16 protein-coding genes are annotated in these 24,265 nt (G+C 64.0%); 15 read left to right on the top strand and 1 reads right to left on the bottom strand.

The annotated features are described in order from the left end of the window. The 14 genes from nuoC (at position 1) to R2E40_RS08875 (ending at position 18,346) form a co-directional block, all read left to right on the top strand. A complete protein-coding gene (nuoC, locus tag R2E40_RS08940; RefSeq protein WP_041218270.1) occupies positions 1–1,806 on the top strand; it encodes an NADH-quinone oxidoreductase subunit C/D in 1,806 nt (601 codons plus the stop codon). Positions 1,807–1,867: 61 nt separating this feature from the next. Beyond that, a complete protein-coding gene (gene nuoE / locus R2E40_RS08935) occupies positions 1,868–2,410 on the top strand; it encodes an NADH-quinone oxidoreductase subunit NuoE (RefSeq protein WP_029303307.1) in 543 nt (180 codons plus the stop codon). Continuing rightward, positions 2,407–3,774: an NADH-quinone oxidoreductase subunit NuoF gene (gene nuoF / locus R2E40_RS08930; protein ID WP_318165259.1), complete on the top strand. Its 1,368-nt coding sequence runs from the start codon at positions 2,407–2,409 to the stop codon at positions 3,772–3,774. Before nuoE ends, nuoF begins: the two co-directional genes overlap by 4 nt. 79 nt (positions 3,775–3,853) lie before the next feature. After that, on the top strand, positions 3,854–6,583 hold the full coding sequence (nuoG, locus tag R2E40_RS08925; protein ID WP_318165258.1) for an NADH-quinone oxidoreductase subunit NuoG: 2,730 nt from the start codon (positions 3,854–3,856) through the stop codon (positions 6,581–6,583). Continuing rightward, the gene (gene nuoH, locus R2E40_RS08920; protein ID WP_011705661.1) at positions 6,580–7,548 is read left to right on the top strand and encodes an NADH-quinone oxidoreductase subunit NuoH; all 969 of its coding nucleotides are present in this window, start codon (positions 6,580–6,582) and stop codon (positions 7,546–7,548) included. The genes nuoG and nuoH overlap by 4 nt, the downstream gene beginning before the upstream one ends. A 128-nt stretch (positions 7,549–7,676) precedes the next feature. After that, positions 7,677–8,219: an NADH-quinone oxidoreductase subunit NuoI gene (nuoI, locus tag R2E40_RS08915; protein ID WP_011705660.1), complete on the top strand. Its 543-nt coding sequence runs from the start codon at positions 7,677–7,679 to the stop codon at positions 8,217–8,219. A gap of 10 nt (positions 8,220–8,229) precedes the next feature. Next, positions 8,230–8,778: an NADH-quinone oxidoreductase subunit J gene (nuoJ, locus tag R2E40_RS08910; protein WP_011705659.1), complete on the top strand. Its 549-nt coding sequence runs from the start codon at positions 8,230–8,232 to the stop codon at positions 8,776–8,778. Next, entirely contained in the window at positions 8,778–9,086 is a 309-nt protein-coding gene (gene nuoK / locus R2E40_RS08905) for an NADH-quinone oxidoreductase subunit NuoK (RefSeq protein ID WP_005299823.1), read from the top strand. Before nuoJ ends, nuoK begins: the two co-directional genes overlap by 1 nt. Further along, positions 9,083–10,930: an NADH-quinone oxidoreductase subunit L gene (nuoL, locus tag R2E40_RS08900; protein WP_318165257.1), complete on the top strand. Its 1,848-nt coding sequence runs from the start codon at positions 9,083–9,085 to the stop codon at positions 10,928–10,930. Before nuoK ends, nuoL begins: the two co-directional genes overlap by 4 nt. Positions 10,931–11,008: 78 nt before the next feature. Then, a complete protein-coding gene (gene nuoM, locus R2E40_RS08895) occupies positions 11,009–12,529 on the top strand; it encodes an NADH-quinone oxidoreductase subunit M (RefSeq protein ID WP_011705657.1) in 1,521 nt (506 codons plus the stop codon). Between the two features lie 61 nt (positions 12,530–12,590). Then, positions 12,591–14,054, top strand: coding sequence for an NADH-quinone oxidoreductase subunit NuoN (gene nuoN, locus R2E40_RS08890; protein WP_017410206.1), 1,464 nt, complete (start codon positions 12,591–12,593; stop codon positions 14,052–14,054). 189 nt (positions 14,055–14,243) lie between these two features. Further along, positions 14,244–15,374, top strand: a complete 1,131-nt coding sequence (locus R2E40_RS08885) for an FIST signal transduction protein (protein ID WP_318165256.1) — start codon at positions 14,244–14,246, stop codon at positions 15,372–15,374. Further along, positions 15,371–16,804: an HD domain-containing phosphohydrolase gene (locus R2E40_RS08880; protein WP_318165255.1), complete on the top strand. Its 1,434-nt coding sequence runs from the start codon at positions 15,371–15,373 to the stop codon at positions 16,802–16,804. The genes R2E40_RS08885 and R2E40_RS08880 overlap by 4 nt, the downstream gene beginning before the upstream one ends. A 15-nt stretch (positions 16,805–16,819) precedes the next feature. Continuing rightward, positions 16,820–18,346 carry an HD domain-containing phosphohydrolase gene (locus R2E40_RS08875; protein ID WP_318165254.1) on the top strand — a complete coding sequence of 509 codons (1,527 nt, stop codon included), beginning with the start codon at positions 16,820–16,822 and terminating at the stop codon, positions 18,344–18,346. Between the two features lie 60 nt (positions 18,347–18,406). On the opposite strand, the gene purL is transcribed toward R2E40_RS08875, so the two are convergent. Then, complete coding sequence (gene purL / locus R2E40_RS08870; protein ID WP_318165253.1) at positions 18,407–22,312, bottom strand: phosphoribosylformylglycinamidine synthase; 3,906 nt, start codon at positions 22,310–22,312, stop codon at positions 18,407–18,409. Between the two features lie 149 nt (positions 22,313–22,461). Here purL and mltF point away from each other — a divergent pair, with 149 nt between their 5' ends. After that, positions 22,462–23,952 carry a membrane-bound lytic murein transglycosylase MltF gene (gene mltF, locus R2E40_RS08865; RefSeq protein ID WP_011705651.1) on the top strand — a complete coding sequence of 497 codons (1,491 nt, stop codon included), beginning with the start codon at positions 22,462–22,464 and terminating at the stop codon, positions 23,950–23,952. The last annotated feature ends 313 nt before the right edge of the window (positions 23,953–24,265 follow it).

Here is a 24,265-nt window from a genome sequence, read left to right as displayed (position 1 = left end):
ATGAAACTGACTCGAGAATTCCCCAGCAACTACGCCATGGCCCAGTGGCAACCGAGTGATCACAAAGACGCTCAGGTGATCGGCGAGCTGTTCGCCCATTTCGGTGCCGAACGTTTCACCATCCAGAATACCCGCACCGGCGTGCCGGTGGTCTGGCTCTCCCGCGAGCTGCTGCTGGATGTCATGGGCTTCCTGCGCAAGCTCCCCTCCCCGTTCGTGATGCTGTTCGATCTCAGCGCCACCGACGAGCGGATGCGCAGCCATCGCCACGACCTGCCCGACAGCGACTTCACCGTCTTCTATCACCTCATTTCCATCGATCGCAACGCCGACCTGATGTTGAAGGTGCCGCTCAAGGAGGGTGACCTGACGCTACCCACCGTCAGCCGCCACTTCCCCAACGCCAACTGGTATGAACGGGAAGTGTGGGATCTGATGGGCATCAATTTCGATGGTCACCCCCACTTGACCCGCATCATGATGCCCAAGAGCTGGCAGGGTCACCCGCTGCGCAAGGATTATCCGGCGCGCGCCACCGAATTCGATCCCTTCATGCTCGATGCGGTCAAACAGGATCAGGAGCAGGACAACCTGCTGTTCAAACCGGAAGAGTGGGGCATGAGTCGCGGCAACGAGAATGAGGACTACATGTTCTTGAACCTCGGCCCCAACCACCCCTCCGCACACGGTGCCTTCCGTCTGGTGCTGCAACTCGATGGCGAGGAGATCCGCGACTGCGTGCCCGACATCGGCTATCACCACCGCGGGGCCGAGAAGATGGGCGAGCGCCAGTCCTGGCACAGCTACATCCCCTACACCGACCGGGTCGAGTACTTAGGGGGCGTCATGAACAACCTGCCCTACGTGCTGGCAGTCGAGAAGCTGGCCGGCATCAAGGTGCCACAGCGGGTCGACATGATCCGGGTGATGCTGGCTGAGCTGTTCCGCATCCAGAGTCACCTGCTGTTCATCGGTACCTATATTCAGGACGTGGGTGCCATGACCCCGGTCTTCTTCACCTTCACCGACCGGCAGCGGATTTACACCATCATCGAGGCCATCACCGGCGCCCGTATGCATCCGGCCTGGTTCCGCATCGGCGGCGTGGCCCATGATCTGCCCGTCGGCTGGCAGCGGCTGGTGCAAGACAACCTGCTGAGCTGGCTGCCCAAGCGACTGATGGACTATGAGAAGGCCGCCATGCGCAACAGCATACTGCGTGGCCGCACCATCGGCGTCGCCGCCTACAACACAGAGCAAGCACTGGCCTGGGGCACCACGGGCGGCGGTCTGCGCGCCACCGGCCTCAACTTCGACGTGCGCAAGTGGCGCCCCTACTCCGGCTACGATCAGTTCGAGTTCGAAGTGCCGGTCGGCGCCAACGGCGATGCCTACGATCGCGCCCTGGTGCGCATCGAGGAGGTGCGCCAGAGCATGCGCATCATCGAACAGTGCATGAAGAACATGCCGGAAGGGCCGTTCAAGGCGGATCACCCGCTCACCACGCCGCCACCCAAAGAGCGCACCCTGCAGGACATCGAGACCCTGATCACCCACTTCCTGCAAGTGTCGTGGGGCCCGGTCATGCCGGCCGCCGAGTCCTTCCAGATGATCGAGGCGACCAAGGGGATCAACAGTTATTACCTGACCAGCGATGGCTCCACCATGAGCTACCGGACCCGGATCCGCACCCCGAGCTTTGCTCACCTGCAACAGATCCCCTCGGTGATCCGTGGCCAGATGGTGTCGGACCTCATCGTCTATCTGGGCAGTATCGATTTCGTTATGTCGGATGTGGACCGTTGAGTAACGGCTGTTACCAAGACCCGTTACACGACAAAAAGGACAAGCCACAAAAGGTTAAGCCATGAGCCAGCAATGTCAGTGCCAACACAATCAGTCCCCGCAGGGACAGAGTTCATGCCAGGGCAAGGGGAACGATTTCGTCCTGAGCCAGGCAGAACGCGATGCCATCGAGCATGAGAAACACCACTACGAAGATCCCCGTGCCGCCAGCATTGAAGCGCTCAAGATAGTGCAGCAGGCCCGCGGCTGGGTACCTGACGGTGCCATCCACGCCATCGCCGCCGAGCTTGGCATCCCCGCCAGCGACGTGGAGGGGGTCGCCACTTTCTACAGCCAGATCTTCCGCCAGCCGGTCGGTCGCCACATCATCCGCGTCTGCGACAGCATGGTGTGCTACATCAATGGCCACGAACAACTGCTGGCCGGCCTGAAAGAGGTGATGGATCTGGCCCCCGGCCAGACCTCCGCCGACGGCCGTTTTACCCTGCTGCCGGTCTGCTGCCTCGGCAACTGCGACAAGGGGCCGGCGCTGATGATCGACGATGACACCTACGGTGGGCTCGACGCCGTCAGCCTGCTCAAGACCCTGGAGGCTTACCCATGAGTCTGGCATCCCTTGGTACCGCCAATCGCATCGCCCGCGCGGCCGAGACCCATCCCCTCACCTGGCGGCTGCGCGACGACGGCCAGCCGGTCTGGCTGGATGAATACCAGAGCAAGCAGGGTTACGATGCGGCCCGCAAGGCACTGGGCCAGATGAGCCCGGACGAGATCGTCGGCACCGTCAAGGATGCCGGTCTCAAGGGTCGCGGCGGCGCCGGTTTCTCCACCGGCGTGAAGTGGGGCCTGATGCCCAAAGACGAGAGCATGAACATCCGTTACCTGCTCTGCAACGCCGACGAGATGGAGCCGAACACCTACAAGGATCGGCTGTTGATGGAGCAGCTGCCCCACCTGCTGATCGAGGGGATGATCATCTCGGCCAAGGCCCTCAAGGCCTACCGTGGCTACATCTTTTTGCGCGGCGAGTACGTCGATGCCGCGGCCAACCTGCGCCGTGCGGTCGAAGAGGCCAAGGCTGCCGGTCTGCTCGGCAAGAATATCCTGGGCTCGGGCTTTGACTTCGAGCTGTTCATCCATACCGGCGCGGGTCGTTACATCTGCGGCGAAGAGACGGCGCTCATCAACTCCCTGGAAGGGCGCCGCGCCAACCCGCGCGCCAAACCCCCCTTCCCCGCCGTTTCCGGCGTCTGGGGAAAGCCCACCTGCGTCAACAACGTCGAGACCCTGTGCAACGTGCCCGCCATCATCGGCAACGGTGTGGCCTGGTATCAGGGGCTGGCGCTGCCGGGGTCGGAAGATCACGGCACCAAGCTGATGGGCTTCTCCGGCAAGGTCAACAACCCCGGCCTGTGGGAGCTGCCGTTTGGCATCACCGCCCGCGAGCTGTTCGAAAACTATGCCGGCGGCATGAAGCCCGGCTATCGCCTGAAAGCCTGGCAACCGGGCGGTGCCGGTACCGGCTTCCTGCTGCCCGAGCACCTGGATGCCCAGATGTACGCCGGCGGCATCGGCAAGGTCGGCACCCGGATGGGCACGGGCCTTGCCATGGCGGTGGATGACAGCATCAACATGGTCTCCCTGCTGCGCAACATGGAAGAGTTCTTCGCCCGCGAGTCCTGCGGCTGGTGTACTCCCTGCCGCGACGGCCTGCCCTGGAGCGTCAAACTGCTGCGCGCGCTGGAGCGGGGCGAGGGTCAGCCAGGAGATCTCGCCACCCTGGAGCAGCTGGTCAGCTTCCTCGGCCCAGGCAAGACCTTCTGCGCCCATGCCCCTGGCGCCATTGAGCCGCTGGGCAGTGCGATGAAGTATTTCCGGTCGGAATTCGAGGCCGGCGTCAAGGCGCCGCAGGATAATCGCAAGCAGCTCAAGGGTATCCAGCCCAACCTGCTGGGCGAGCGCTGGTAAGGCATGCAGAGTGCCCGCCGCGGGCCCGCTGAACCGGCGCGAGCCAAAGAATTTATCTCATTGAAGTCAGGGAAGTTGTATGGCCACCATTCATGTAGACGGTAAAGAGTACGAGGTAGACGGGGCAGATAACCTGCTGCAAGCCTGTCTGTCCCTTGGTCTGGACGTCCCCTATTTTTGCTGGCACCCGGCGCTCGGTAGCGTCGGCGCCTGCCGCCAGTGTGCGGTGAAACAGTATCAGAATGCCGACGACAAGCGCGGCCGCCTGGTCATGTCCTGTATGACCCCCTCCACCGATGGCACCTATATTTCCATCGAGGATGAAGAGGCGAAGGAGTTCCGCAAGACGGTGGTGGAGTGGCAGATGACCAACCACCCCCACGACTGCCCGGTGTGTGAAGAGGGTGGCTCCTGCCACCTGCAGGACATGACGGTGATGACCGGCCACAACAGCCGTCGCTACCGTTTCACCAAACGCACCCACCAGAATCAGGATCTGGGCCCCTTCATCAACCACGAGATGAACCGCTGCATCGCCTGCTATCGCTGCGTCCGTTACTACAAGGACTACGCCGGCGGCGAGGATCTCGGGGTCTACGGCGCCCACGACAACGTCTACTTCGGCCGGGTCGAGGATGGCACCCTGGAGAGCGAGTTCTCCGGCAACCTGGTGGAGGTCTGCCCCACCGGTGTGTTCACCGACAAGACCCACTCCGAGCGTTACAACCGCAAGTGGGACATGCAGTTCGCCCCCAGCATCTGCCAAGGGTGCTCGGTTGGCTGCAACATCAGCCCGGGTGAGCGTTATGGCGAGCTGCGCCGCATCGAGAACCGCTATCACGGTGCCCTCAACCACTACTTCCTGTGCGACCGCGGCCGCTTCGGCTACGGCCACGTCAATCTGACCGACCGCCCGCGCCAGCCCCTGCTGCAGGATGGCAGTGACAAGCTGGCCATCACGGTAGACGGTGCCCTGAACCGGGCCGCCGATGCCCTGCGCACCGCCGCCGGCGTCATCGGCATCGGCTCGCCCCGCGCGTCGCTTGAGAGCAACTTCGCCCTGCGCGAACTGGTGGGAGCCGCCAACTTCTACAGCGGTGTCGAGCAAAGCGAATGGGAATGCCTGCAGAAGATGCTGCAGATCCTGCAGCACGGTGGCGTGCGCACCCCCAGCCTGCGCGACATGGAAGAGGCCGACGCCGTGCTGGTGCTCGGCGAGGATGTCACCCAGACCGCCGCCCGCATCGCCCTGGCCCTGCGTCAGGCCGTCAAGGGCAAGGGCCGCGAAATCGCCCGCAAGCTGAAGGTGGACCTGTGGCAGGTCGCCGCGGTGCAGACCCTGGCCCAGAACGAGCGCTACCCGCTGCTGATCACCAGCCTGGACAGCACCCGACTGGATGACGTGGCGAGCGGCACCCTGCACGCCCCCCACGCGGATCAGGCGCGCCTGGGCTTCGCCATCGCCCATCTGCTCGATGGCAGCGCCCCTGCCCTGACCGATCTCGCCCCCGAGCAGCAGGCCCTGGCCGCCAGCTGGGCCGCGCTGCTCGGCAACGCCAAGAAGCCGCTCATCATCGCCGGCACCGGTGCCCGCAGCCAGGCGCTGCTCGAGGCGGCCAGCAACATCGCCCGCGCCCTCAAGGGCCGTGGCCAGGCCGTGGAGCTCGCACTGGTCGCTCAGGAGACCAACAGCCTGGGGCTGGCCATGCTGGCCGGCAATGCCGCCCCGCTGGAAGCCGCCCTCGAGCGTATCGAAAGAGAGGAGAAGCTCGCGCTGGTGATGCTCGAGAACGATCTCTACCGCCGCGCACCGTGCAGCCGTGTCGATGCCGCCATCGACCGTCTGCAGCACCTGCTGGTAGTCGACCATCAGGACACCGGCACAGCCCAGAAGGCGAACCTGGTGCTGCCTGCCGCCAGCTTCGCCGAGGCCGACGGCACCCTCATCAACATGGAAGGCCGCGCCCAGCGCTTCTTCCAGGTTTATGCCCCAGCCTTCTACGACGCCGACATTCAGGTGCGCGAGAGCTGGCGCTGGCTGGCCGCCCTGCAAGGCGTGCTGGATCGCAAACCGCTGCGCTGGAACACTTTCGACGAGGTGAGCAGTGCCTGCGCCGCCAGCGCCCCACTGCTGACCAGCATGCGCGAAGCCGCTCCCAACGCGGGTCTGCGCATCCGTGGCATGAAGCTCGCTCGCGAGCCGCACCGCTACAGTGGCCGCACCTCCATGCTGGCGGATCAGAACGTGAGCGAACCCAGAGTCGCCCAGGATCCCGACTCGCCCTTCAACTTCTCCATGGAAGGCTACGCCGGTGCCCGCCAGCCGCTGCAACAGGTGCCGTTCGCCTGGGCACCGGGCTGGAACTCCCCGTCCGCCTGGAACAAGTTCCAGGATGAAGTGGGTGGCAACCTGCGCGCTGGGGATCCCGGTCGCCGTCTGCTGGAAGCGGGCGAGGACAGCCTCGGCTGGTTCGACACCGTCCCCGCCCCGTTCAGCGCCAAAGAGGCGCTGCAGGTAGTGAGCTATGACCAGCTGTTTGGCGGCGAAGAGCTGTCTGCCAGAAGCCCCGTCATCCAGGCCCGCATGAGCGAGCCCGTGCTGGTACTGAACCCGGCCGACGCCAACCGTCTCGCCCTCAGTGCCGGCAGCCAGGTCGCCTTCTCCTGGGGTGGCCACCACTGGCGACTGGCCCTGCGTCTGAGCGAGCATCTGACTGCGGGTCTGGTGGGCCTGCCGCTTGGTGTCAACGGTCTGCCGACCGCCCTGCACCAGCAATATCTCGCTAACCTGCAGGAGGCCATCGCATGAGTGACTCTCTGATCGATCTGTTGCTGGAAATCGGCAAGGCATTGATCGTGCTGGTGGGGATCGTGGGGGCCGGCGCCTTCATGAGCTTCATCGAGCGCCGTCTGCTGGCGCTGTGGCAGGATCGTTACGGCCCCAACCGGGTAGGCCCCTTCGGCCTGCTGCAGCTGGCGGCCGACATGATCAAGATGTTCTTCAAGGAGGACTGGATCCCGCCGTTCGCCGATCGCCGGATCTTCGTGCTGGCCCCCATCATCGCCTTCACCGCCTTCATTCTGGCGTTTGCGGTGGTGCCGATCACCCCCACCTGGGGCGTGGCGGACCTCAACGTGGGGCTGCTCTACATCCTGGCCATCGCGGGACTGGCGGTCTACGCCGTGCTGTTCGCCGGCTGGTCGAGCAACAACAAGTATTCATTGCTCGGCAGCCTGCGCGCCTCGGCTCAGACCCTCTCCTACGAGGTGTTCCTGGGCCTCTCCTTGATGGGCATCGTCATCCAGACCGGCAGCTTCAACCTGCGGGATATCGTGGAAGCCCAGGCAGGACTGTGGAACGTGATCCCCCAGATCCTGGGCTTCATCACCTTCCTGTTTGCCGGCGTCGCCGTCACCCACCGCCATCCGTTTGACCAGCCGGAAGCCGAGCAGGAGCTCGCCGACGGTTATCACATCGAGTATGCGGGCATGAAATGGGGTCTGTTCTTCGTGGGCGAGTACATTGGCATCGTGCTGATCTCTTCGCTCATCGTGACCCTGTTCTTCGGTGGCTGGCACGGCCCCTGGCTGCCGCCCTTCATCTGGTTTGCCCTGAAGACCGCCTGTTTCATGGTGTTCTTCATCCTGCTGCGGGCCTCCCTGCCCCGCCCGCGCTTTGACCAGGTGATGTCGTTTGGCTGGAAAGTCTGCCTGCCGCTGACCCTGCTCAACATGCTGGTCACCGGCGCAGTGGTGCTGATGAATGCGCAGTGAGGCCGCAATGGACAGAAAAATTGTGATGCCGTTTGGCTGGAACGTCTGCTTGCCCGCCGCCCTGCATCCCGCTCGGGATGCAGCCGGTACGGGCTGTGGTGCTGATGAATGTGCAGTGAGGCACGACTATGAAAATTATTAACATCATCAAGGGTGTCGGCACCCAATTGCGCAGCCTGGGCATGGTGTTCTCCCATGCCTGGAGCCCCCGCGAGACCCTCAACTATCCGGAACAGGCCGTCTATGCTGCGCCCCGCTATCGCGGCCGCATCGTGCTGACTCGCGATCCGGATGGCGACGAGCGCTGCGTGGCCTGCAACCTGTGTGCGGTGGCCTGCCCGGTCGGCTGCATCTCGCTGCAGAAATCCGAGCGGGAAGATGGTCGCTGGTACCCGGAGTTCTTTCGCATCAACTTCTCCCGCTGCATCTTCTGCGGCCTGTGCGAAGAGGCCTGCCCCACCACCGCCATCCAGCTGACGCCGGATTTCGAGATGGGCGAGTACCGCCGCCAGGATCTGGTGTACGAGAAGGAAGATCTGCTGATAAGCGGCCCCGGCAAGTATCCGGATTACAACTTCTACCGCATGAGCGGGATGGCCATCGACGGCAAGCCGAAAGGGGATGCCGAGAACGAAGCCAAGCCCATCGATGTCAAGAGCCTGCTGCCCTGAGGAGTCAATCATGGAACTGGCATTCTATGCCGCGGCCCTGGTCGCCATTTACAGCACGCTGCGGGTGATCAGCACCAGCAATCCGATGCACGCGCTGCTCAATCTCATTATCTCCCTCATCGCCGTGGCCATGATCTTCTTCTGCCTGGGCGCCTCCTTCGCGGGCGCCCTGCAAGTGATCGTCTATGCGGGCGCCATCATGGTGCTGTTCGTGTTCGTGGTGATGATGCTGAACCTGGGCTCGGCCCAGGATCAGGAAAAGAACTGGCTCACCCCCACCACCTGGGTGGGCCCCGGCCTGCTTTCGCTCATTCTGCTGGGTTTTCTGGCCTACGGCATTCTCGGGGTCACCGGCGGTGAACTCGGTCTGACCGACGTCAGTGCCAAAGCGGTCGGCATTGCCCTGTTCGGTCCTTACGTGCTGGCGGTGGAGCTTGCCTCCATCCTGCTACTGGCAGGCCTGGTCACCGCCTATCACCTGGGCCGTGAAGACAAGAGCGGGGAAGTGCTCTCCGTGCCAAAAGCCTCGGCACATCCGTCTCAAGAAGGAGGTCAATGATGAACGGAATCCCGATGGAACACGGCCTGCTGCTGGCTGCCGTGCTGTTCTGTATCGGCCTGTGCGGCCTGCTGATACGTCGCAACTTGCTGTTTATCCTCATGAGTATCGAGATCATGATGAACGCGTCGGCACTGGCATTCGTGGTGGCTGGCAGCCGCTGGGCCCAGGCTGATGGCCAGATCATGTACATACTGGTGATTTCTCTGGCGGCAGCGGAGGCCAGTATCGGCCTCGCCCTGTTACTGCTGCTCTATCGTCGTTACCACACCCTCAACGTGGACACTGTGAGCGAGATGCGCGGATGAGCCTCCTATACCTGACTTTTCTGTTTCCGCTGCTGGGATGGCTGGTGCTGGCCTTCTCCATCGGTCGTTTCGGCGAGCGCACTGCTGCGCTCATCGGCGTCGGCAGCATAGGGCTGTCGGCCCTCACTACCCTGTGGGTCGGCATCGATTTCCTCAACACCATGCCAACGGGCGGCGTCTATACCCAGACCCTGTGGCAGTGGATAACGATGGGTAACTTCACCCCGACCTTCCGCCTGGCGCTGGACGGCCTGTCGCTGACCATGCTCGGCGTGGTCACCGGGGTGGGTTTCTTCATCCACCTGTTCGCCTCTTGGTACATGCGCGGAGAAGAGGGCTATTCGCGCTTCTTCACCTACACCAACCTGTTCATCGCCAGCATGGTGTTTCTGGTGCTGGCTGATGACCTGCTGTTCGTCTACCTCGGCTGGGAAGGGGTGGGGCTGTGCAGCTACCTGCTGATCGGCTTCTACTACCGCAACCCGGCCAACGGCGCTGCCGCCCTCAAAGCGTTCGTGGTGACCCGGGTCGGCGACGTGTTTCTCGCCATCGGTCTGTTTGTCCTCTACCGCGAGCTGGGTACCCTCAACATTCACGAGTTGCTGGTACGCGCACCGCTGATGTTTACCGAGGGCTCCCCTGCCCTGTCGTTTGCCTGTCTGATGCTGCTTGGCGGCGCCGTCGGCAAATCGGCCCAGCTGCCGCTGCAAACCTGGCTGGCGGATGCGATGGCGGGCCCGACCCCGGTCTCGGCGCTGATCCACGCGGCCACCATGGTGACCGCCGGTGTCTATCTCATCGCCCGTACCCACGGCCTGTTCCTGCTGGCCCCCGAGATCCTGCATCTGGTGGCGCTGGTCGGTGCCATCACCCTGGTGCTGGCAGGCTTTGCGGCCCTAGTGCAAACCGACATCAAGCGGATCTTGGCTTACTCCACCATGAGCCAGATCGGCTACATGTTCCTGGCCCTCGGTGTTGGCGCCTGGGAAGGGGCCATCTTCCACCTGATGACCCACGCCTTCTTCAAGGCGCTGCTGTTCCTCTCCGCCGGTGCCGTGATCGTCGCGACCCACCACGAGCAGAACATCTTCAAGATGGGAGGCCTGCGCAAGAGCCTGCCGCTGGTCTATGCCTGCTTCCTGGTAGGGGGCTCGGCCTTGGCCGCGCTGCCGCTGGTGACCGCCGGTTTCTACAGTAAAGACGCCATCTTGTGGCAGGTGCAGGCCAGCGGCCAGAGCGCCCTGCTGTGGGCCGGTCTGGGTGGTGCCTTCCTCACCTCCCTCTACACCTTCCGCCTGATCTTCATCGCCTTCCACGGCAAGGAGCAGACCCAGGCTCACGCCGGCCACGGTCTGGCCCATCAGCTGCCGCTGCTGGTCCTGCTGGTGCTCTCCACCGGTATCGGCGCCCTGATCGTGCCGCCGCTGGCGGGGGTACTGCCGGCAGGTCCGGGGGATCACATCGAAGAGGGGCGCCATGGGCTGGAGATCACCTCTGCCGTCATCGCCATCGCCGGCATTGCCCTGGCCGCCTTCCTGTTCCTGGGCGAGCGCCGTCTGGCCAGCAGCGTGGCCAACAGCGCGCCGGGCAAGTTGCTCAGCACTCTCTGGTTCAACGCCTGGGGCTTTGACTGGCTTTACGATCAGCTGTGGGTCAAGCCGTATCTGCTGGCGACCCGGCTGCTCGGCAAGGATCCGCTGGACTGGATGATGAACCTGCCGGCCTGGCTGGCACAGAGTGGCCACCAGCTGTTGGCCTGGACCGTTTCCGGCAAGTTGCGCTGGTATGCAGCCTCCATGGGGATGGGCGCCGCCCTGATCCTGGCCCTGCTGCTGCTCGGCTGATCCCGTGATGCAGCCCCTGAACTCGCAGCAAGCCCACGGGCCTGCACAGTGACTAGAACATAGACGAGAGCTGATATCGTGACCTTACTCTGGATCTTGTTAATACCCTTCATCGGCGGTCTGCTCTGTTGGCAGACCGAGCGATTCGGCGAGTACTTCGTACGCTGGGTCGCCCTGCTGTCGATGAGCGCCTGCCTGCTGCTCTCCTGCGCCGTCTGGTGGAGCGGTGACTTCACCCTGGCTGCCCAGGGCGGCGTGCCCGTCTGGGCCGCCGAACTGCAACTGCCCTGGATCCCTCGCTTCGGCATCTCATTGCACCTGGCGGTGGATGGCTTGTCGCTGTTGATGGTGATCCTCACCTGCTTCATCGGCGTGCTGGCCATCCTCTGTTCCTGGAAGGAAATCGTGCAGCGCATCGGCTTCTTCCACCTCAACCTGTTGTGGATCCTGGGTGGCGTGCTCGGCGTCTTCATGGCGCTGGACCTGTTCCTGTTCTTCTTCTTCTGGGAGATGATGCTGGTACCGATGTACTTCCTGATTGCGCTGTGGGGCCACTCGGTCACCGACGGCAAATCCCGGATCAACGCCGCCACCAAGTTCTTCATCTACACCCAGGTCAGCGGCCTCATCATGCTGGTCGCCATCCTGGGCCTGGTGCTGACTCACCATGCCGCCACCGGCGTATTCACCTTTGACTATCAAGACTTGCTGAACACCCCGATGAGCAAGGGCGTGCAGTGGCTGCTGATGCTGGGCTTCTTCATCGCCTTCGCGGTCAAGATGCCGCTGGTACCGCTGCACGGCTGGCTGCCGGATGCCCACAGCCAGGCACCGACCGCGGGTTCCGTGGACTTGGCGGGGATCCTGCTGAAAACCGCCGCCTACGGTCTGCTGCGCTTCGCCCTGCCGCTGTTCCCCGAGGCGTCCGCTGAATTTGCCCCCTACGCCATGGTGCTGGGTCTCATCGGCATCGTCTACGGCGCCATCGTGGCGTTCGCCCAGACCGACATCAAGCGGCTGGTGGCCTACACCAGCATCTCCCACATGGGCTTCGTGATGATCGCCATCTACTCCGGCAGCGAGCTGGCCCTGCAGGGCGCCGTGGTACAGATGATCGCCCACGGCCTCTCCGCCGCCGGCCTCTTCATCCTGTGCGGTCAGCTCTACGAGCGGCTGCACACCCGGGACCTGCGTCTGATGGGCGGGCTGTGGGGCCGTCTGCGCTACCTGCCCGGCGTGATGCTGTTCTTCTCGGTCGCCTCTCTGGGGATGCCGGGCACCGGCAACTTCGTCGGCGAGTTCCTGATCCTCATCGGCAGCTTCCAGGTTGCTCCCGTACTCACCATCATCGCCACCTTCGGGCTGGTACTGGCCTCGGTCTACTCCCTCATCATGCTGCAACGCGCCTGCTTCGGTACCCCCAAGGACGAGAGCGTCCTCAAGGGGCTCGACAGCCGCGAGCTGGTGATGATGATGACCATTGCCGGTCTTTTGGTGCTGCTCGGTGTCTATCCCCAACCTGTGCTCGACACCGCGGGCAACAGCCTGCTGAGCGTGCTGCACTGGTACGCCCTGCCCTTCGCAGGAGCATTGCAATGAGAGTGACCGCTGTTAAACCGCTGGCCCTGTTGCCTTCCTTGTCCATTACAGGAGCACTGCAATGACCTTCACCGCTTCGCAACTGCTGGCCCTGCTGCCCCTGTTGCTGACAACCGGGGCCATGGTGGCCCTGATGCTGGCCATCGCCTGGAAACGGTGCGATGACACCGCCTTCGTGGTCACCATCGCCGGCCTCAACCTGGCGCTCTTCTCCCTGCCCATCGTGATGGCGCAAGGCGATCAGGGGGTCACCCCGCTGCTGCAGATCGATGGCTACGCCGTCTTCTACATGGGGCTGGTGCTCATCGGCGCCTTGGCGACCTGTACCTTCGGCCGATCCTGGCTCAAGGGCTATCCCGACAACCGGGAAGAGTTCTACCTGCTGCTGCTGATCGCCACCGCCGGTGGCCTGGTGCTGGCCGGCTCCCGTCACCTCGCCTCCCTGTTCATCGGGATCGAGATGCTGACCCTGCCGATGTTCGGTCTGGTGGGCTACGCCTATCGCGAGCGCCACTCGCTGGAGGCCAGCATCAAGTACATGGTGCTCTCCGCCGCCGCCACCGCCTTCCTGCTGTTCGGCATGGCGCTGCTCTATGCCCAGGCCGGCAGCCTGAGCTTCAGCGATCTGGGGCTGACCCTGGCCACCACCCCGGCTCACCACCCGTTGCTGATGGGCGGTCTGGGTCTGATGCTGGTCGGCTTTGCCTTCAAGCTCTCCCTGGCACCGTTCCACCTCTGGACCCCGGACGTGTACGAAGGGGCGCCGGCCCCGGTGGCCACCTTCCTCGCCACCGTCAGCAAGATCGCGGTGTTCTGCGTGCTGCTGCGCTTCTACCTGGCAGTGCCCGCCGCCGCGGATCCCATGATCCACTGGCTGCTGGCCGCCATGGCGGTGGTCTCCATCGTCATCGGCAACCTGCTGGCTCTGCTGCAGACCAACATCAAGCGGATGATGGGTTACTCCTCCATCTCCCACTTCGGCTACCTGCTGGCGGTGATCGTGGCGAGCCGTCTCGGCCAGATGCCGGTGGAAGCGGCCGGCGTCTATCTGCTGATGTATCTGTTCACCAGCCTGGGGGCCTTCGGCGTCATCAGCATGATGTCCAGCCCCTATCGCGGCAAGGATGCGGACTCCCTGCACAGCTACCGCGGCCTGTTCTGGCGTCGCCCCTACCTGACCGCCGTGCTGACCGTGATGATGCTCTCGCTGGCCGGTATCCCCATGACGCTCGGCTTCATCGGCAAGTTCTACCTGATCGGGGTGACCGTCGATGCGAAGCTGTGGTGGCTTTCCGGCGCCATCGTGCTCGGCAGTGCGCTGGGTCTCTACTACTACCTGCGGGTCATGGTCACCCTCTACCTGCGCGAGCCCGGCATGCAGCTGCGCGACGCCAAGGGGGACTGGGCCATCACCTCCGGTGGTCTGGTGGTGCTGCTCTCCGCCGCATTGGTGGTGGCGCTGGGTCTCTATCCCCAGCCGGTCATCAGCCTGGTGCAGGGCTTCCAGAACGTGGTGCTGCACTGATTTCACGCCCCCCAAAAAACCGGCCCAAGTGGCCGGTTTTTTTATCTCCACAGCGCTGGATGCCTGTTCAGCCATCTCAAATTTATCTTCCTTTATAATAGCTTATGCTCACTTGACGGACACGGCCGGGTATCCACCGTGCCCCCCTTGCTGATATATTGATGATTGGCAGGAAAGGAGTTCCGAGCGATGATGCAGCCCGCGTTTCATTCATTCGATGCGCAGCCACTGGCCGAGGCACTGCGCCCCTATCGCGGCCAGCGGCTCGACGTCTTGCTGGCCGAGCAGGATGCAGCGCACGTAGCCGACCTGCAGCAGCAATGTAGCCACCTCGACATTCAACTCAGCGGCGCCCTCTTTCCCTGCCTCCTCAGCCGTCACGGCTTTCATGAGCGCGGCGCCTGGCTGCTGCCGCGCCCGGCCTCCCACGCCCCGCTGCTCATTCCGCTCGATCCCGTCGCCAGCGCTGATGAGCAGGCCCGCCTGCTCTGCAACGCGCTGGCCCCTCGTCTTGCACAGTGGCCACCAGCCGAAGGCATACCAACCCTCTTTCTGACCTTCGATGCCATGATCCCCAACATCGCCTCCCTCCTCGAGGGGATCTATCTGCATCTCGCGGACAGGGTCCACTATGCCGGCGTCAATGCCGGCAGTGGCCAGTTCCGCCCCATGCCCTGCCTGTTCGACAACCACAGGCTGCTGGCACAGGCGGTCTGCTGCGCCCTGCTGCCCCATCGCAGCTACCCTCTGCTCGAGCACGGTTATCAGCTCACCGCCCAGCCCATGCTGGCCACCAGCAGCGAGGGCAACAAGATCTCCTTCATCGACTGGCAGCCCGCCTTCAGCCGCTACCAGTCTCTGGTCCAGCAACAGTTCCAGCAGCGCCTGACTCCGGAGCAGTTCTACCAGTACGGCGTCCACCTGCCGCTTGGGCTGCTGCGGGCCAACGGCGACGTCATCGTGCGCATCCCGGTCGCCGTCACCGACGAGGGGGCGCTGCTCTGCGTCGGGGAAGTGCCGGATCACAGCATCCTCACCCTGCTCAAGGCGCCGCACAGCCCGACCGCCCACGCCATCGAGCTGGCCGAAAAGCTGAGCCGGCACGGGGCACCGGAGCGCCTCGAGATCTACTACTGTGCCGGCCGCCAGCAACACTTCGGCGAACAGAGCACCCTGGAGCTGGAGACCCTCTTCAGCCACAGCGGCGCCCACCAGCTGGTGGGCGCCCTCTCCCTTGGCGAGATTGGCAGCCTGCGGCCGAGGGACTATCCGCTGTTTCACAACGGCGCCATTCTCTGCAATGGGGAGGGATTGCGATGAACAACGACCACGCCATGGCCATCGTCTGCGATCTCTCCCTCTGCATCGGCCGCGAGGTCACGCTGGATGCCCTGCTGACCAAGGTGCTGCAGCGCTTTCTGTTTCACTGCGCCTGCCCGGTCGGGCTGGTGCTGCAGCAGTTGCCGCAGGGGGAGTACAAGATCATCAAGGCGATCGGCGACGAGCAGCTGCTTCGCCATCAGGGAGAGCCGCTCCCACTGCCCCACTGGGTCAGCGACGGCGAGCAGTGCATCCTGCGGGCAGCGCTGCCGCTGCCAGGCTCGCGCCCCTACCCGTTTGCCTATCGGCTGCGGATCGAGGGGGGCTATCTGATGCTGCTGCTCTCCCCCAATGCGGAGCAGCAGGGAGAGCAGCTCTGCCACCTGTTCAGCCCCATCCTCGGCAACCTGGCCCGCGCCATCCAGCTGTGCCGGGACAGCGAGCAGCTGGCCCTGCGCCAGCAGGCGGAGCTGGTCGACATGCAGCGCTTCAACGAGTCCCTGCTCAAGGCTATCCCCATACCGGTGTTCTACAAGGATGTCGAGGGACGCTTCATCAGCTGCAACCCGACCTTCACCCAGATCACCGGCATCAGCAAGGCCGAGCTGCAGGGCAAGCGGGTGGACGAGATCCTCCCCCCCGAGATAGCCGACGAATACACCCAGCGCGACCTGGAGGTACTGCGCAGCAGGCAGCCGCAATATTTCGAGCACACCCTGTTTGATCGCAGCGGCCACCGCTATCAGGTGCTCAACTTCAAGGATCTCTTCTACGACCATCAGGGTGAGGTGGCCGGCATCATCGGCGCCCTGGTCGACATCACCCATATCAAGGAGAGCGAGCAGCAACAACGCACCCTGCTGTTCCAGACCATAGCGGCACTCTCCTCCGCCATCGCCCACAAGGATCCCGGCACCGCGGGCCACGAGCGGCGTGTGCACGATCTCGCACTGGCCATCGGCCAGCATCTGCAACTTTCCCAAGAACGCCTCGACGGGCTGGGCCTCGCCGCCATGGTGCACAACATCGGCCTGTTGCAGATCCCGGCGGAGATCCTCACCCGCCCCCGCGCACTGAGGGAGGTGGAGTTCGAGCTCATCAAACAGCACCCGCAGGCGGGGTGTGAAATCCTGCAGCAGATAGACTTCCCCTGGCCCATCACCGCCATCGTGCAGCAGCACCATGAGAACCTGGACGGCAGCGGTTATCCGCAGGGGCTGCAGGGGGATGCCATCTCGCTGGAGGCACGCATCATCCGGGTCGCCGACTCTCTCGCCGCCATGACGGCCCACCGCCCGTTCCGGCGAGCCATGTCCCTCACCGATGCCTTTGCCGAACTGACCCGCTATGCCGGCGTCCACTACGACGAGCAGGTGGTCAGCGCCTGCTTCGCCGTGTGGCAGGCGGGCTATCGCTTTGCCCCCCTTTGACCGAGGCTGGATGAAATGAGTTCAAGACCCGCACCGCCCTTTCCCCCGCAGCCCACGGCCGCCCTGCTTGGCCAGGTGATGGATCAGCTTCCCTATCGGGTGCTGCTCAAAGACACCCGCTCCGTCTTCATCGCCTGCAACCGGCTGCTGGCAGGCGATCTCGCCCTCACTCCGGCCGAACTGGTCGGCAAGTGCGATGCCGACTTCTTCCCGGCCGAGCTGGCCAAGCGCTATCGGGATGACGATCTGAGGGTCATGGCCAGCGGCACCACCCAGCGCCATGAAGAGCCCTATCTGAAGGGGGGCGAGGCCCGCTGGCTCAGCACCACCAAGTTTCCTCTGTACGACGAGCTGGGCCAGGTGGTCGGGGTCGGCGTCTTCTTCGACGACATCACCGAGAAGAAACAGCAGCAGGAGCGGTTGCAGCAATACACCTGGACCCTGGAGGCCATCGGCCGCGCCCAGCACGCCATGCTCAAGCAGGATGATGAGCAGACCCTGTTGCAGGAGATTTGCGACGCCATCACCTTCGACGGCCGCTTTCCCCTCGTCACCGTGCTGCAGGAAAACAGTGACTCGCACACCCTGCAGGTGCTGGCGCAGGCGGGCAACGCGGTCTGGTTTGCCAGCGACGACTGGCTGACCCGGGATCCCGCCCTGCATCAGGCCATCGGCACCGGGGCGCCGTGCAACGAAGCCTTGGCCAGCGCACTGGTGCACCACTCGGCCACCCTGCGCGCCCGTCTGCTGCTGCCGTTGCAGTGGCACGCCGGCGGGCATGGCGGCCTGCTCATTCACAGTGAGCAGGCCCGCCCCTTCACCGGCGAGGAGGTGCACCTCTTCAGCCAGCTGGCGGACTACCTTGCCTACGGCCTGCAGGCCCGCGCGACCCAGCAGGCCTATCTCACCGCCCAGCGCGACAAGGTGCTGCATGCCCGCCAGCTGGAGCTGGCGCTGGAAGATGCCCTCGGCGCCATTGCCGCCGTGCTGGAGCAGCGCGATCCCTACACCGCCGGCCACCAGAAGCATGTCGCCACCCTGGCGCTGGCCATCGGCCGCGAGCTGAAGCTGGACGACAAGCGGCTGCGGGGGCTCTATCTGGGGGCCATGGTGCACGACATCGGCAAGATCCAGGTGCCGCTCGACATCCTCACCAAACCGGGTCGGCTGACTCCCCAAGAGTTCAACCTGGTCAAGGAGCACCCGGGCGCCGGCTATCAGGTGCTCAAGGACATCGCCCTGCCCTGGCCCGTCGCCCAGATGATCCACCAGCACCACGAGTTCATCGACGGCTCCGGCTACCCGGCGGGGCTCAAGGGCGAGCAGATCCTGCTGGAGGCCCGCATCCTCACGGTGGCCGACATCGTCGAGTCCATGTCCTCCGATCGTCCCTACCGCGCCGCCCTCGGCATCCCCCAGGCCAGGGCTCACATCATCGAACTGCGGGGCTGCAAGCTGGATGCAGCGGTAGTGGATGCCTGCCTGCGCATCCTCGATCGCGGGGATTTCACCCCCCATGAGCTGGGCCACGGCCAGTTCTAGCGGGCAAGCCGCCATAAAAAAACCGGCCACAGGGGCCGGTTTTTTGTTTGCGATGCGCGCTTAACCCAGACGTACCCGGGCGTTGCGGAACATCCGCATCCAGGCGCCGTCCTCGCCCCAGTTGTCCGGGTGCCAGGAGTTGGCCACGGTGCGGAACACCCGCTCCGGGTGCGGCATCATGATGGTGGCGCGACCGTCGGTGGTGGTCACTGCAGTGATACCCGCCGGTGCGCCGTTCGGGTTGGCCGGGTACAGCTCGGTCACCTGACCACGGTTGTCGACGAAACGCAGCCCCACCAGCCCGCTCTGTTGCAGCGCGGCCAGGTGAGCGGCATCACGCACCTCCACTCGCCCTTCCCCGTGGGAGACGGCAATCGGCATCACCGAGCCCGCCATGCCAGCGAAGAAGGCCGACGGGGAGTCCTGCACTTCCACCAGGCTGAAGCGGGCCTCGAAGCGCTCGGAGCGGTTGCGCACGAAGCGCGGCCACAGATCGGCACCCGGGATCAGCTCGCGCAGGTTGGACATCATCTGGCAACCGTTGCACACACCCAGGGAGAGGGTGTCGCCGCGCTCGAAGAAGCGCTGGAACTGCTCGCGGGCACCGTCGTTGAACAGGATGGACTTGGCCCAGCCTTCGCCCGCCCCCAGCACATCGCCGTAGGAGAAGCCGCCACAGGCCACCAGGCTCTGGAACTGCTCCAGCTTGATGCGCCCCTCGAGGATGTCGCTCATGTGCACGTCCACCGCCGCAAAGCCGGCACGGTCAAATGCCGCCGCCATCTCCACGTGGGAGTTGACCCCCTGCTCGCGCAGCACCGCCAGACGGGGGGAGACCCCGCGGGCAATGTAAGGTGCGGCCACGTCCTCGGCCGGGTGGTAGCTGAGCTTGGCCTGCAGGCCAGGATCGGTTGCGTCCTGACGGGCGGCATGCTCCTGATCCGCGCACTCCGGGTTGTCGCGCAGGCGCTGCATCTGCCAGCTGGTCTCGCCCCAGATGGTACGCAGAGCGGTACGGCTGGCGCGGTAAACCTCCTGACCGGCCCGCTGCAGGGTGATGAGATCCCCCTCGCGCACCGTGCCGAGCACATGGGAGCAAGCGGCCAGGCCGTGACCGGCCAGCAGAGTCATCACCGCTTCTTTATCTTCACGGCGCACCTGGATGACGGCGCCCAGCTCTTCGTTGAACAGGGCCGGCAACAGCTCGCCGCCGATGCGATCCAGCTGCAGGTCGAGACCGCAGTGACCGGCGAAGGCCATCTCCACCAGGGTGACAAACAGGCCGCCATCGGAGCGGTCGTGGTAGGCGACGAGTTTGCGATCGCTCACCAGCGCCTGGATGGCGTTGAAGAAGCCCTTGAGCTGGACCGGGTTGTCCAGATCCGGTGCCTTGTCACCCAGCTGGCGATAGACCTGCGCCAGGGCAGAGGCGCCGAGACGCTGCTTGCCGTTGCCAAGGTCGATAAGGATAAGGTCGGTCTCACCGAGATCGGTACGCAGTTGCGGCGTGACGGTGTTGCGCACGTCCTCGACCCGGGCAAAGGCGGAGATGAGCAGGGAGAGCGGCGAGGTGACGCTGTGCTCCTTGCCATCCTGCTGCCAGCGGGTCTTCATGGACATGGAGTCCTTGCCCACCGGGATGGTGATGCCAAGGGCCGGGCAGAGCTCCTCACCCACCGCTTTGACAGCCTCGTAGAGGCCGGCATCTTCGCCCGGGTGACCGGCGGCGGCCATCCAGTTGGCAGAGAGCTTGACCCGCTTGAGCGAGCCGATGTGGGCCGGCGCCAGGTTGGTGAGCGCTTCCGCCACCGCCATGCGAGCGGAGGCGGCGTGGGAGAGCAGCGCCACCGGGGTGCGCTCGCCCATCGACATGGCTTCGCCATGGTAGCTGTCGTAGGTGGCGGCGGTGACGGCGCAGTCGGCCACCGGGATCTGCCAGGGGCCGACCATCTGGTCGCGGTTGACCAGACCGGTCACGCTGCGATCGCCGATGGTGATGAGGAAGGACTTCTCCGCCACGGTGGGCAGACGCAGCACCCGCTCGGCAGCCTCGCCCAGGGTGATGCCATCGAGCACCAGCGGCTTGCCCTGCGCCGGCAGGCTTGCAACCTCGCGGTGCATCTTGGGGGTCTTGCCCAGCAGCACGTCCAGCGGCAGGTCGATGGGATTGTTGTCAAAGTGCTCATCCGAGAGGGTGAGATGCTTCTCTTCGGTGGCGCTGCCGATGACGGCATAAGGCGCGCGCTCGCGCTCGCACAGCGCCTTGAACAGCGGCAGCTTCTCCTTGGCCACCGCCAGTACGTAGCGCTCCTGGGATTCGTTGCACCAGATCTCGAGCGGGCTCATGCCCGGCTCGTCGTTCGGAATGGCACGCAAAGAGAAACGACCGCCGCGATCGCCGTCGCTCACCAGCTCCGGCATGGCATTGGAGAGGCCACCGGCCCCCACGTCGTGGATGAAGACGATGGGGTTGTCATCCCCCAGCTGCCAGCAGCGGTCGATCACCTCCTGGCAACGACGCTCCATCTCGGGGTTGTCGCGCTGCACCGAGGCAAAGTCGAGATCTTCTGCCGACTGGCCGGAGGCCATGGAGGAGGCGGCGCCGCCGCCCAGACCGATGTTCATGGCCGGGCCGCCCAGCACGATGAGGGCAGCCCCCACCGGGATCTCCCCTTTCTGGACGTGCTCGCTGCGGATGTTGCCGATACCGCCTGCCAGCATGATGGGCTTGTGGTAGCCGCGCACCTCGACGCCGTTGTGGCTCGGCACCTGCTCTTCGAAGGTACGGAAGTAGCCGAGAATGGCCGGACGGCCGAACTCGTTGTTGAAGGCGGCGCCGCCGAGCGGCCCCTCCTGCATGATGTCAAACGCGCTGACGATGCGGCTCGGCTTGCCGAAATCCTGCTCCCAGGGCTGCTCGAAGCCGGGGATGCGCAGGTTGGAGACCGAGAAGCCCACCAGACCCGCCTTGGGCTTGGCACCGCGACCGGTGGCACCCTCATCGCGAATTTCGCCGCCGGAGCCGGTGGCGGCGCCCGGGAACGGGGAGATGGCAGTCGGGTGGTTGTGGGTCTCCACCTTCATCAGAATGTCGACGCGTTCCTGATGATAGTGATACTCGCCGCTGGCGGGGCTCGGGAAGAAGCGGCCACCCTGGCTCCCTTCCATCACCGCGGCGTTGTCTTTATAGGCAGACAGGACATGATCCGGCGTCTGCTCGAAGGTGTTCTTGATCATCTTGAACAGCGACTTGGGCTGCTGCTCACCGTCGATGGTCCAGTCGGCGTTGAAGATCTTGTGGCGGCAGTGCTCGGAGTTTGCCTGGGCAAACATGTAGAGCTCGATGTCGTTGGGGTTGCGGCCCAGACGCTGGAAGTTCTCCACCAGATAGTCTATCTCGTCATCGGCCAGTGCCAGACCGAGCGCCACGTTGGCCTCGGCCAAGGCTGCGCGACCACCGCCCAGCACATCCACCTGGGTGAAGGGGCGCGGCTCGTGATGGGCAAACAGGGCGGCGGCCTCGTTCATCTCGCCAAACACCGTCTCCATCATGCGGTCGTGCAGCACGGCGGCCACGTCGGCACGCTGGGCGGCGCTCAGCTCACCCTTGGCCTGCACGTAATAGGCGATGCCGCGTTCGAGCCGCTTGACCTGATTCAGGCCGCAGTTGTGGGCGATGTCGGTTGCTTTGGAAGACCAGGGGGAGATAGTGCCGGGGCGGGGGGTAACGAGAAACAGCTGACCGCTGGGGGTGTGTTCGGGGATGGTCGGGCCGTAGCGCAGGAGCTGGCCCAAGGTCGCTCGCTCCGGGGGCGACAGCGGGCTCGAGAGCTCGGCAAAGTGCACGTATTCGGCATAGACATCCTCTATCTCTACTCCTCTCTCCTGTTTCATCTGCGCGAAGCGTTGCAGCAGTTTTTGGACACGAAACTCAGACAGTGCGGGGGCACCACGCAAGATATCCATATGACCTTTCTCACCAAGTGTTGAAGTGGGGGGGAATTGAGACGCGCGTATTATAGGGATCAGGCCCATGCCGGACAAACGTTTTTCTTGTTTTGCCCAGTGTGACTCGGTGCACACTCTCTGGTATAAAGGTGCCTCTTTTTTGACAAATGCCGATTTTTTCAACAAGGGTACTCACCTACTTGCGCTGCATTTTTCGACTGTTTATCGGGCTGACGTTGCTGCTGACCCTGGTCGGTTGCGACTTCTACACCCCCTCCAGCCAGCTGGAGCAGATCCGCCAGCGAGGCGAGATCCGGGTTGGCACCATCTACGGCCCCACCTCTTATTACCAGCGTGACGACACCGCCCAGGGGTTCGATTACGAGCTGGCGCAGAGCTATGCCGACTGGCTGGGGGTCAAGCTGACCATAGTGCCGGTCTACTCCACCGCCGAACTGGTGGAACTGCTGAGAAAGGGCAAGCTGGATCTGGCTGCCGCCGCCATCGTGGTCACCCCGGAGCGGCGTCAGTTGTTTCGCTTCGGCCCCGGCTTCTACCAGGTCTCCCCCAAGCTGGTCTATCGCAACGGTTCTCCCAAGCCCAAGGACATCGGCGATCTCAAGGGCAACATAGTGGTGCCGGCCGGTTCCACCGGCGAAGATCTGCTCAAGGAGCTCGCCAAGCAGTACCCCAACCTGAAGTGGAGCACCAATCGGGATGCCGACGTGGAGGAGCTGCTCAAGCAGGTGGCCGACGGCAAGATTGACTACACGGTGGTGCAGGATACCGTGCTGGCCCGCACCCAGCGCTACTACCCCGAGCTCACCGAGGGGATGACCCTGGCCAAGAACCAGACCGTGGCCTGGGCCATGACCAAGCTGCCAGACGACAGCCTCTACGCCAGCATCATCGACTTCTTCGGCCAGCGCTTCATGGACGGCGCCATCGCCAAGCTCGACGAGAAGTACTTCGGCCACGTGCAGAATTTCGACTTCGTCGACACCCGCACCTTCCTGCAGCGGGCCAAGAGCCTGCTGCCCAAGTATCAGGATCTGTTCAAGACCCACGCCAACGTGGTGGACTGGCGCCTGTTGGCCGCCATCAGCTATCAGGAATCCCACTGGGATCCAGAGGCGCGCTCCTACACCGGGGTACGCGGCATGATGATGCTGACCGAGCCCACCGCCAAGGCGATGGGGGTCAACAACCGGCTGCACCCGGAGGAGAGCATCAAGGGCGGCGCCCGTTATCTGGAGCAGATGATGGAGAAGGTGCCCGCCTCGGTGCCCGATGACGAAAAGGTGTGGTTTGCCCTCACCGCCTACAACATCGGTTACGGCCACATGATGGATGCCCGCCGCCTGACCAAGGAGCTCGGCAAGAATCCCGATGCCTGGAGCGACGTGAAAGAGGTGCTGCCGCTGCTGCAACAGTCGCGCTGGCATCGCAAGGTACGCTACGGCTATGCCCGTGGCGGCGAGGCGCGCAACTACGTCAACAACGTGCGCCAGTACTACCAGAGCCTGCTCTGGCTCGACAACGAGCAGCAGAAAGCCCACCGCCGCGAAGAGCTGGACGATGACGACAGCAGCGAGCCGCCCAGTGCCGAGCGTCCCACCGTCATCGCCGAAGTGGTCAAGCAGATCACCCTGCGCTGATCCCTTGTTGACAGGTTTGTTTTTCGGGTGGTTTCTCTGTTACCATCCGACCATACCGGAGCCTATCCGAAATTGTTTTTATCGCGCTATTTCATCCACTTGCACTCGGGATGACAGCACTTTCAGATAGGCTCCCATCATCACCCAAGGCCGGGATGGCCACCCAATGGGAGGAGACCAAGATGCGAGCTCGCAGAAGAACGACACTGGTCAGAAAAGCAAAGTGCGGCTGGAGCCCCAGACGCAAACTCAAGCTCAATGACATCAAACGCAAGATATGGCGCCGAAACCGCTCCTTCACCTTGCTTATAGC

The organism is Aeromonas sp. CD (assembly GCF_033349375.1).
Lineage (GTDB): Bacteria > Pseudomonadota > Gammaproteobacteria > Enterobacterales > Aeromonadaceae > Aeromonas > Aeromonas hydrophila.
This window is presented reverse-complemented; position numbering and strand designations above follow the sequence as displayed.

Coding starts and splice junctions, on each gene's coding strand:
- nuoH (WP_011705661.1), top strand. CDS start 6,580: ATGAGTGACTCTCTGATCGATCTGTTGCTGGAAATCGGCAAGGCATTG.
- mltF (WP_011705651.1), top strand. CDS start 22,462: ATGCCGATTTTTTCAACAAGGGTACTCACCTACTTGCGCTGCATTTTT.
- nuoC (WP_041218270.1), top strand. CDS start 1: ATGAAACTGACTCGAGAATTCCCCAGCAACTACGCCATGGCCCAGTGG.
- R2E40_RS08885 (WP_318165256.1), top strand. CDS start 14,244: ATGATGCAGCCCGCGTTTCATTCATTCGATGCGCAGCCACTGGCCGAG.
- nuoE (WP_029303307.1), top strand. CDS start 1,868: ATGAGCCAGCAATGTCAGTGCCAACACAATCAGTCCCCGCAGGGACAG.
- nuoF (WP_318165259.1), top strand. CDS start 2,407: ATGAGTCTGGCATCCCTTGGTACCGCCAATCGCATCGCCCGCGCGGCC.
- nuoI (WP_011705660.1), top strand. CDS start 7,677: ATGAAAATTATTAACATCATCAAGGGTGTCGGCACCCAATTGCGCAGC.
- nuoG (WP_318165258.1), top strand. CDS start 3,854: ATGGCCACCATTCATGTAGACGGTAAAGAGTACGAGGTAGACGGGGCA.
- purL (WP_318165253.1), bottom strand. CDS start 22,312: ATGGATATCTTGCGTGGTGCCCCCGCACTGTCTGAGTTTCGTGTCCAA.
- nuoN (WP_017410206.1), top strand. CDS start 12,591: ATGACCTTCACCGCTTCGCAACTGCTGGCCCTGCTGCCCCTGTTGCTG.
- nuoK (WP_005299823.1), top strand. CDS start 8,778: ATGAACGGAATCCCGATGGAACACGGCCTGCTGCTGGCTGCCGTGCTG.
- nuoJ (WP_011705659.1), top strand. CDS start 8,230: ATGGAACTGGCATTCTATGCCGCGGCCCTGGTCGCCATTTACAGCACG.
- R2E40_RS08875 (WP_318165254.1), top strand. CDS start 16,820: ATGAGTTCAAGACCCGCACCGCCCTTTCCCCCGCAGCCCACGGCCGCC.
- R2E40_RS08880 (WP_318165255.1), top strand. CDS start 15,371: ATGAACAACGACCACGCCATGGCCATCGTCTGCGATCTCTCCCTCTGC.
- nuoL (WP_318165257.1), top strand. CDS start 9,083: ATGAGCCTCCTATACCTGACTTTTCTGTTTCCGCTGCTGGGATGGCTG.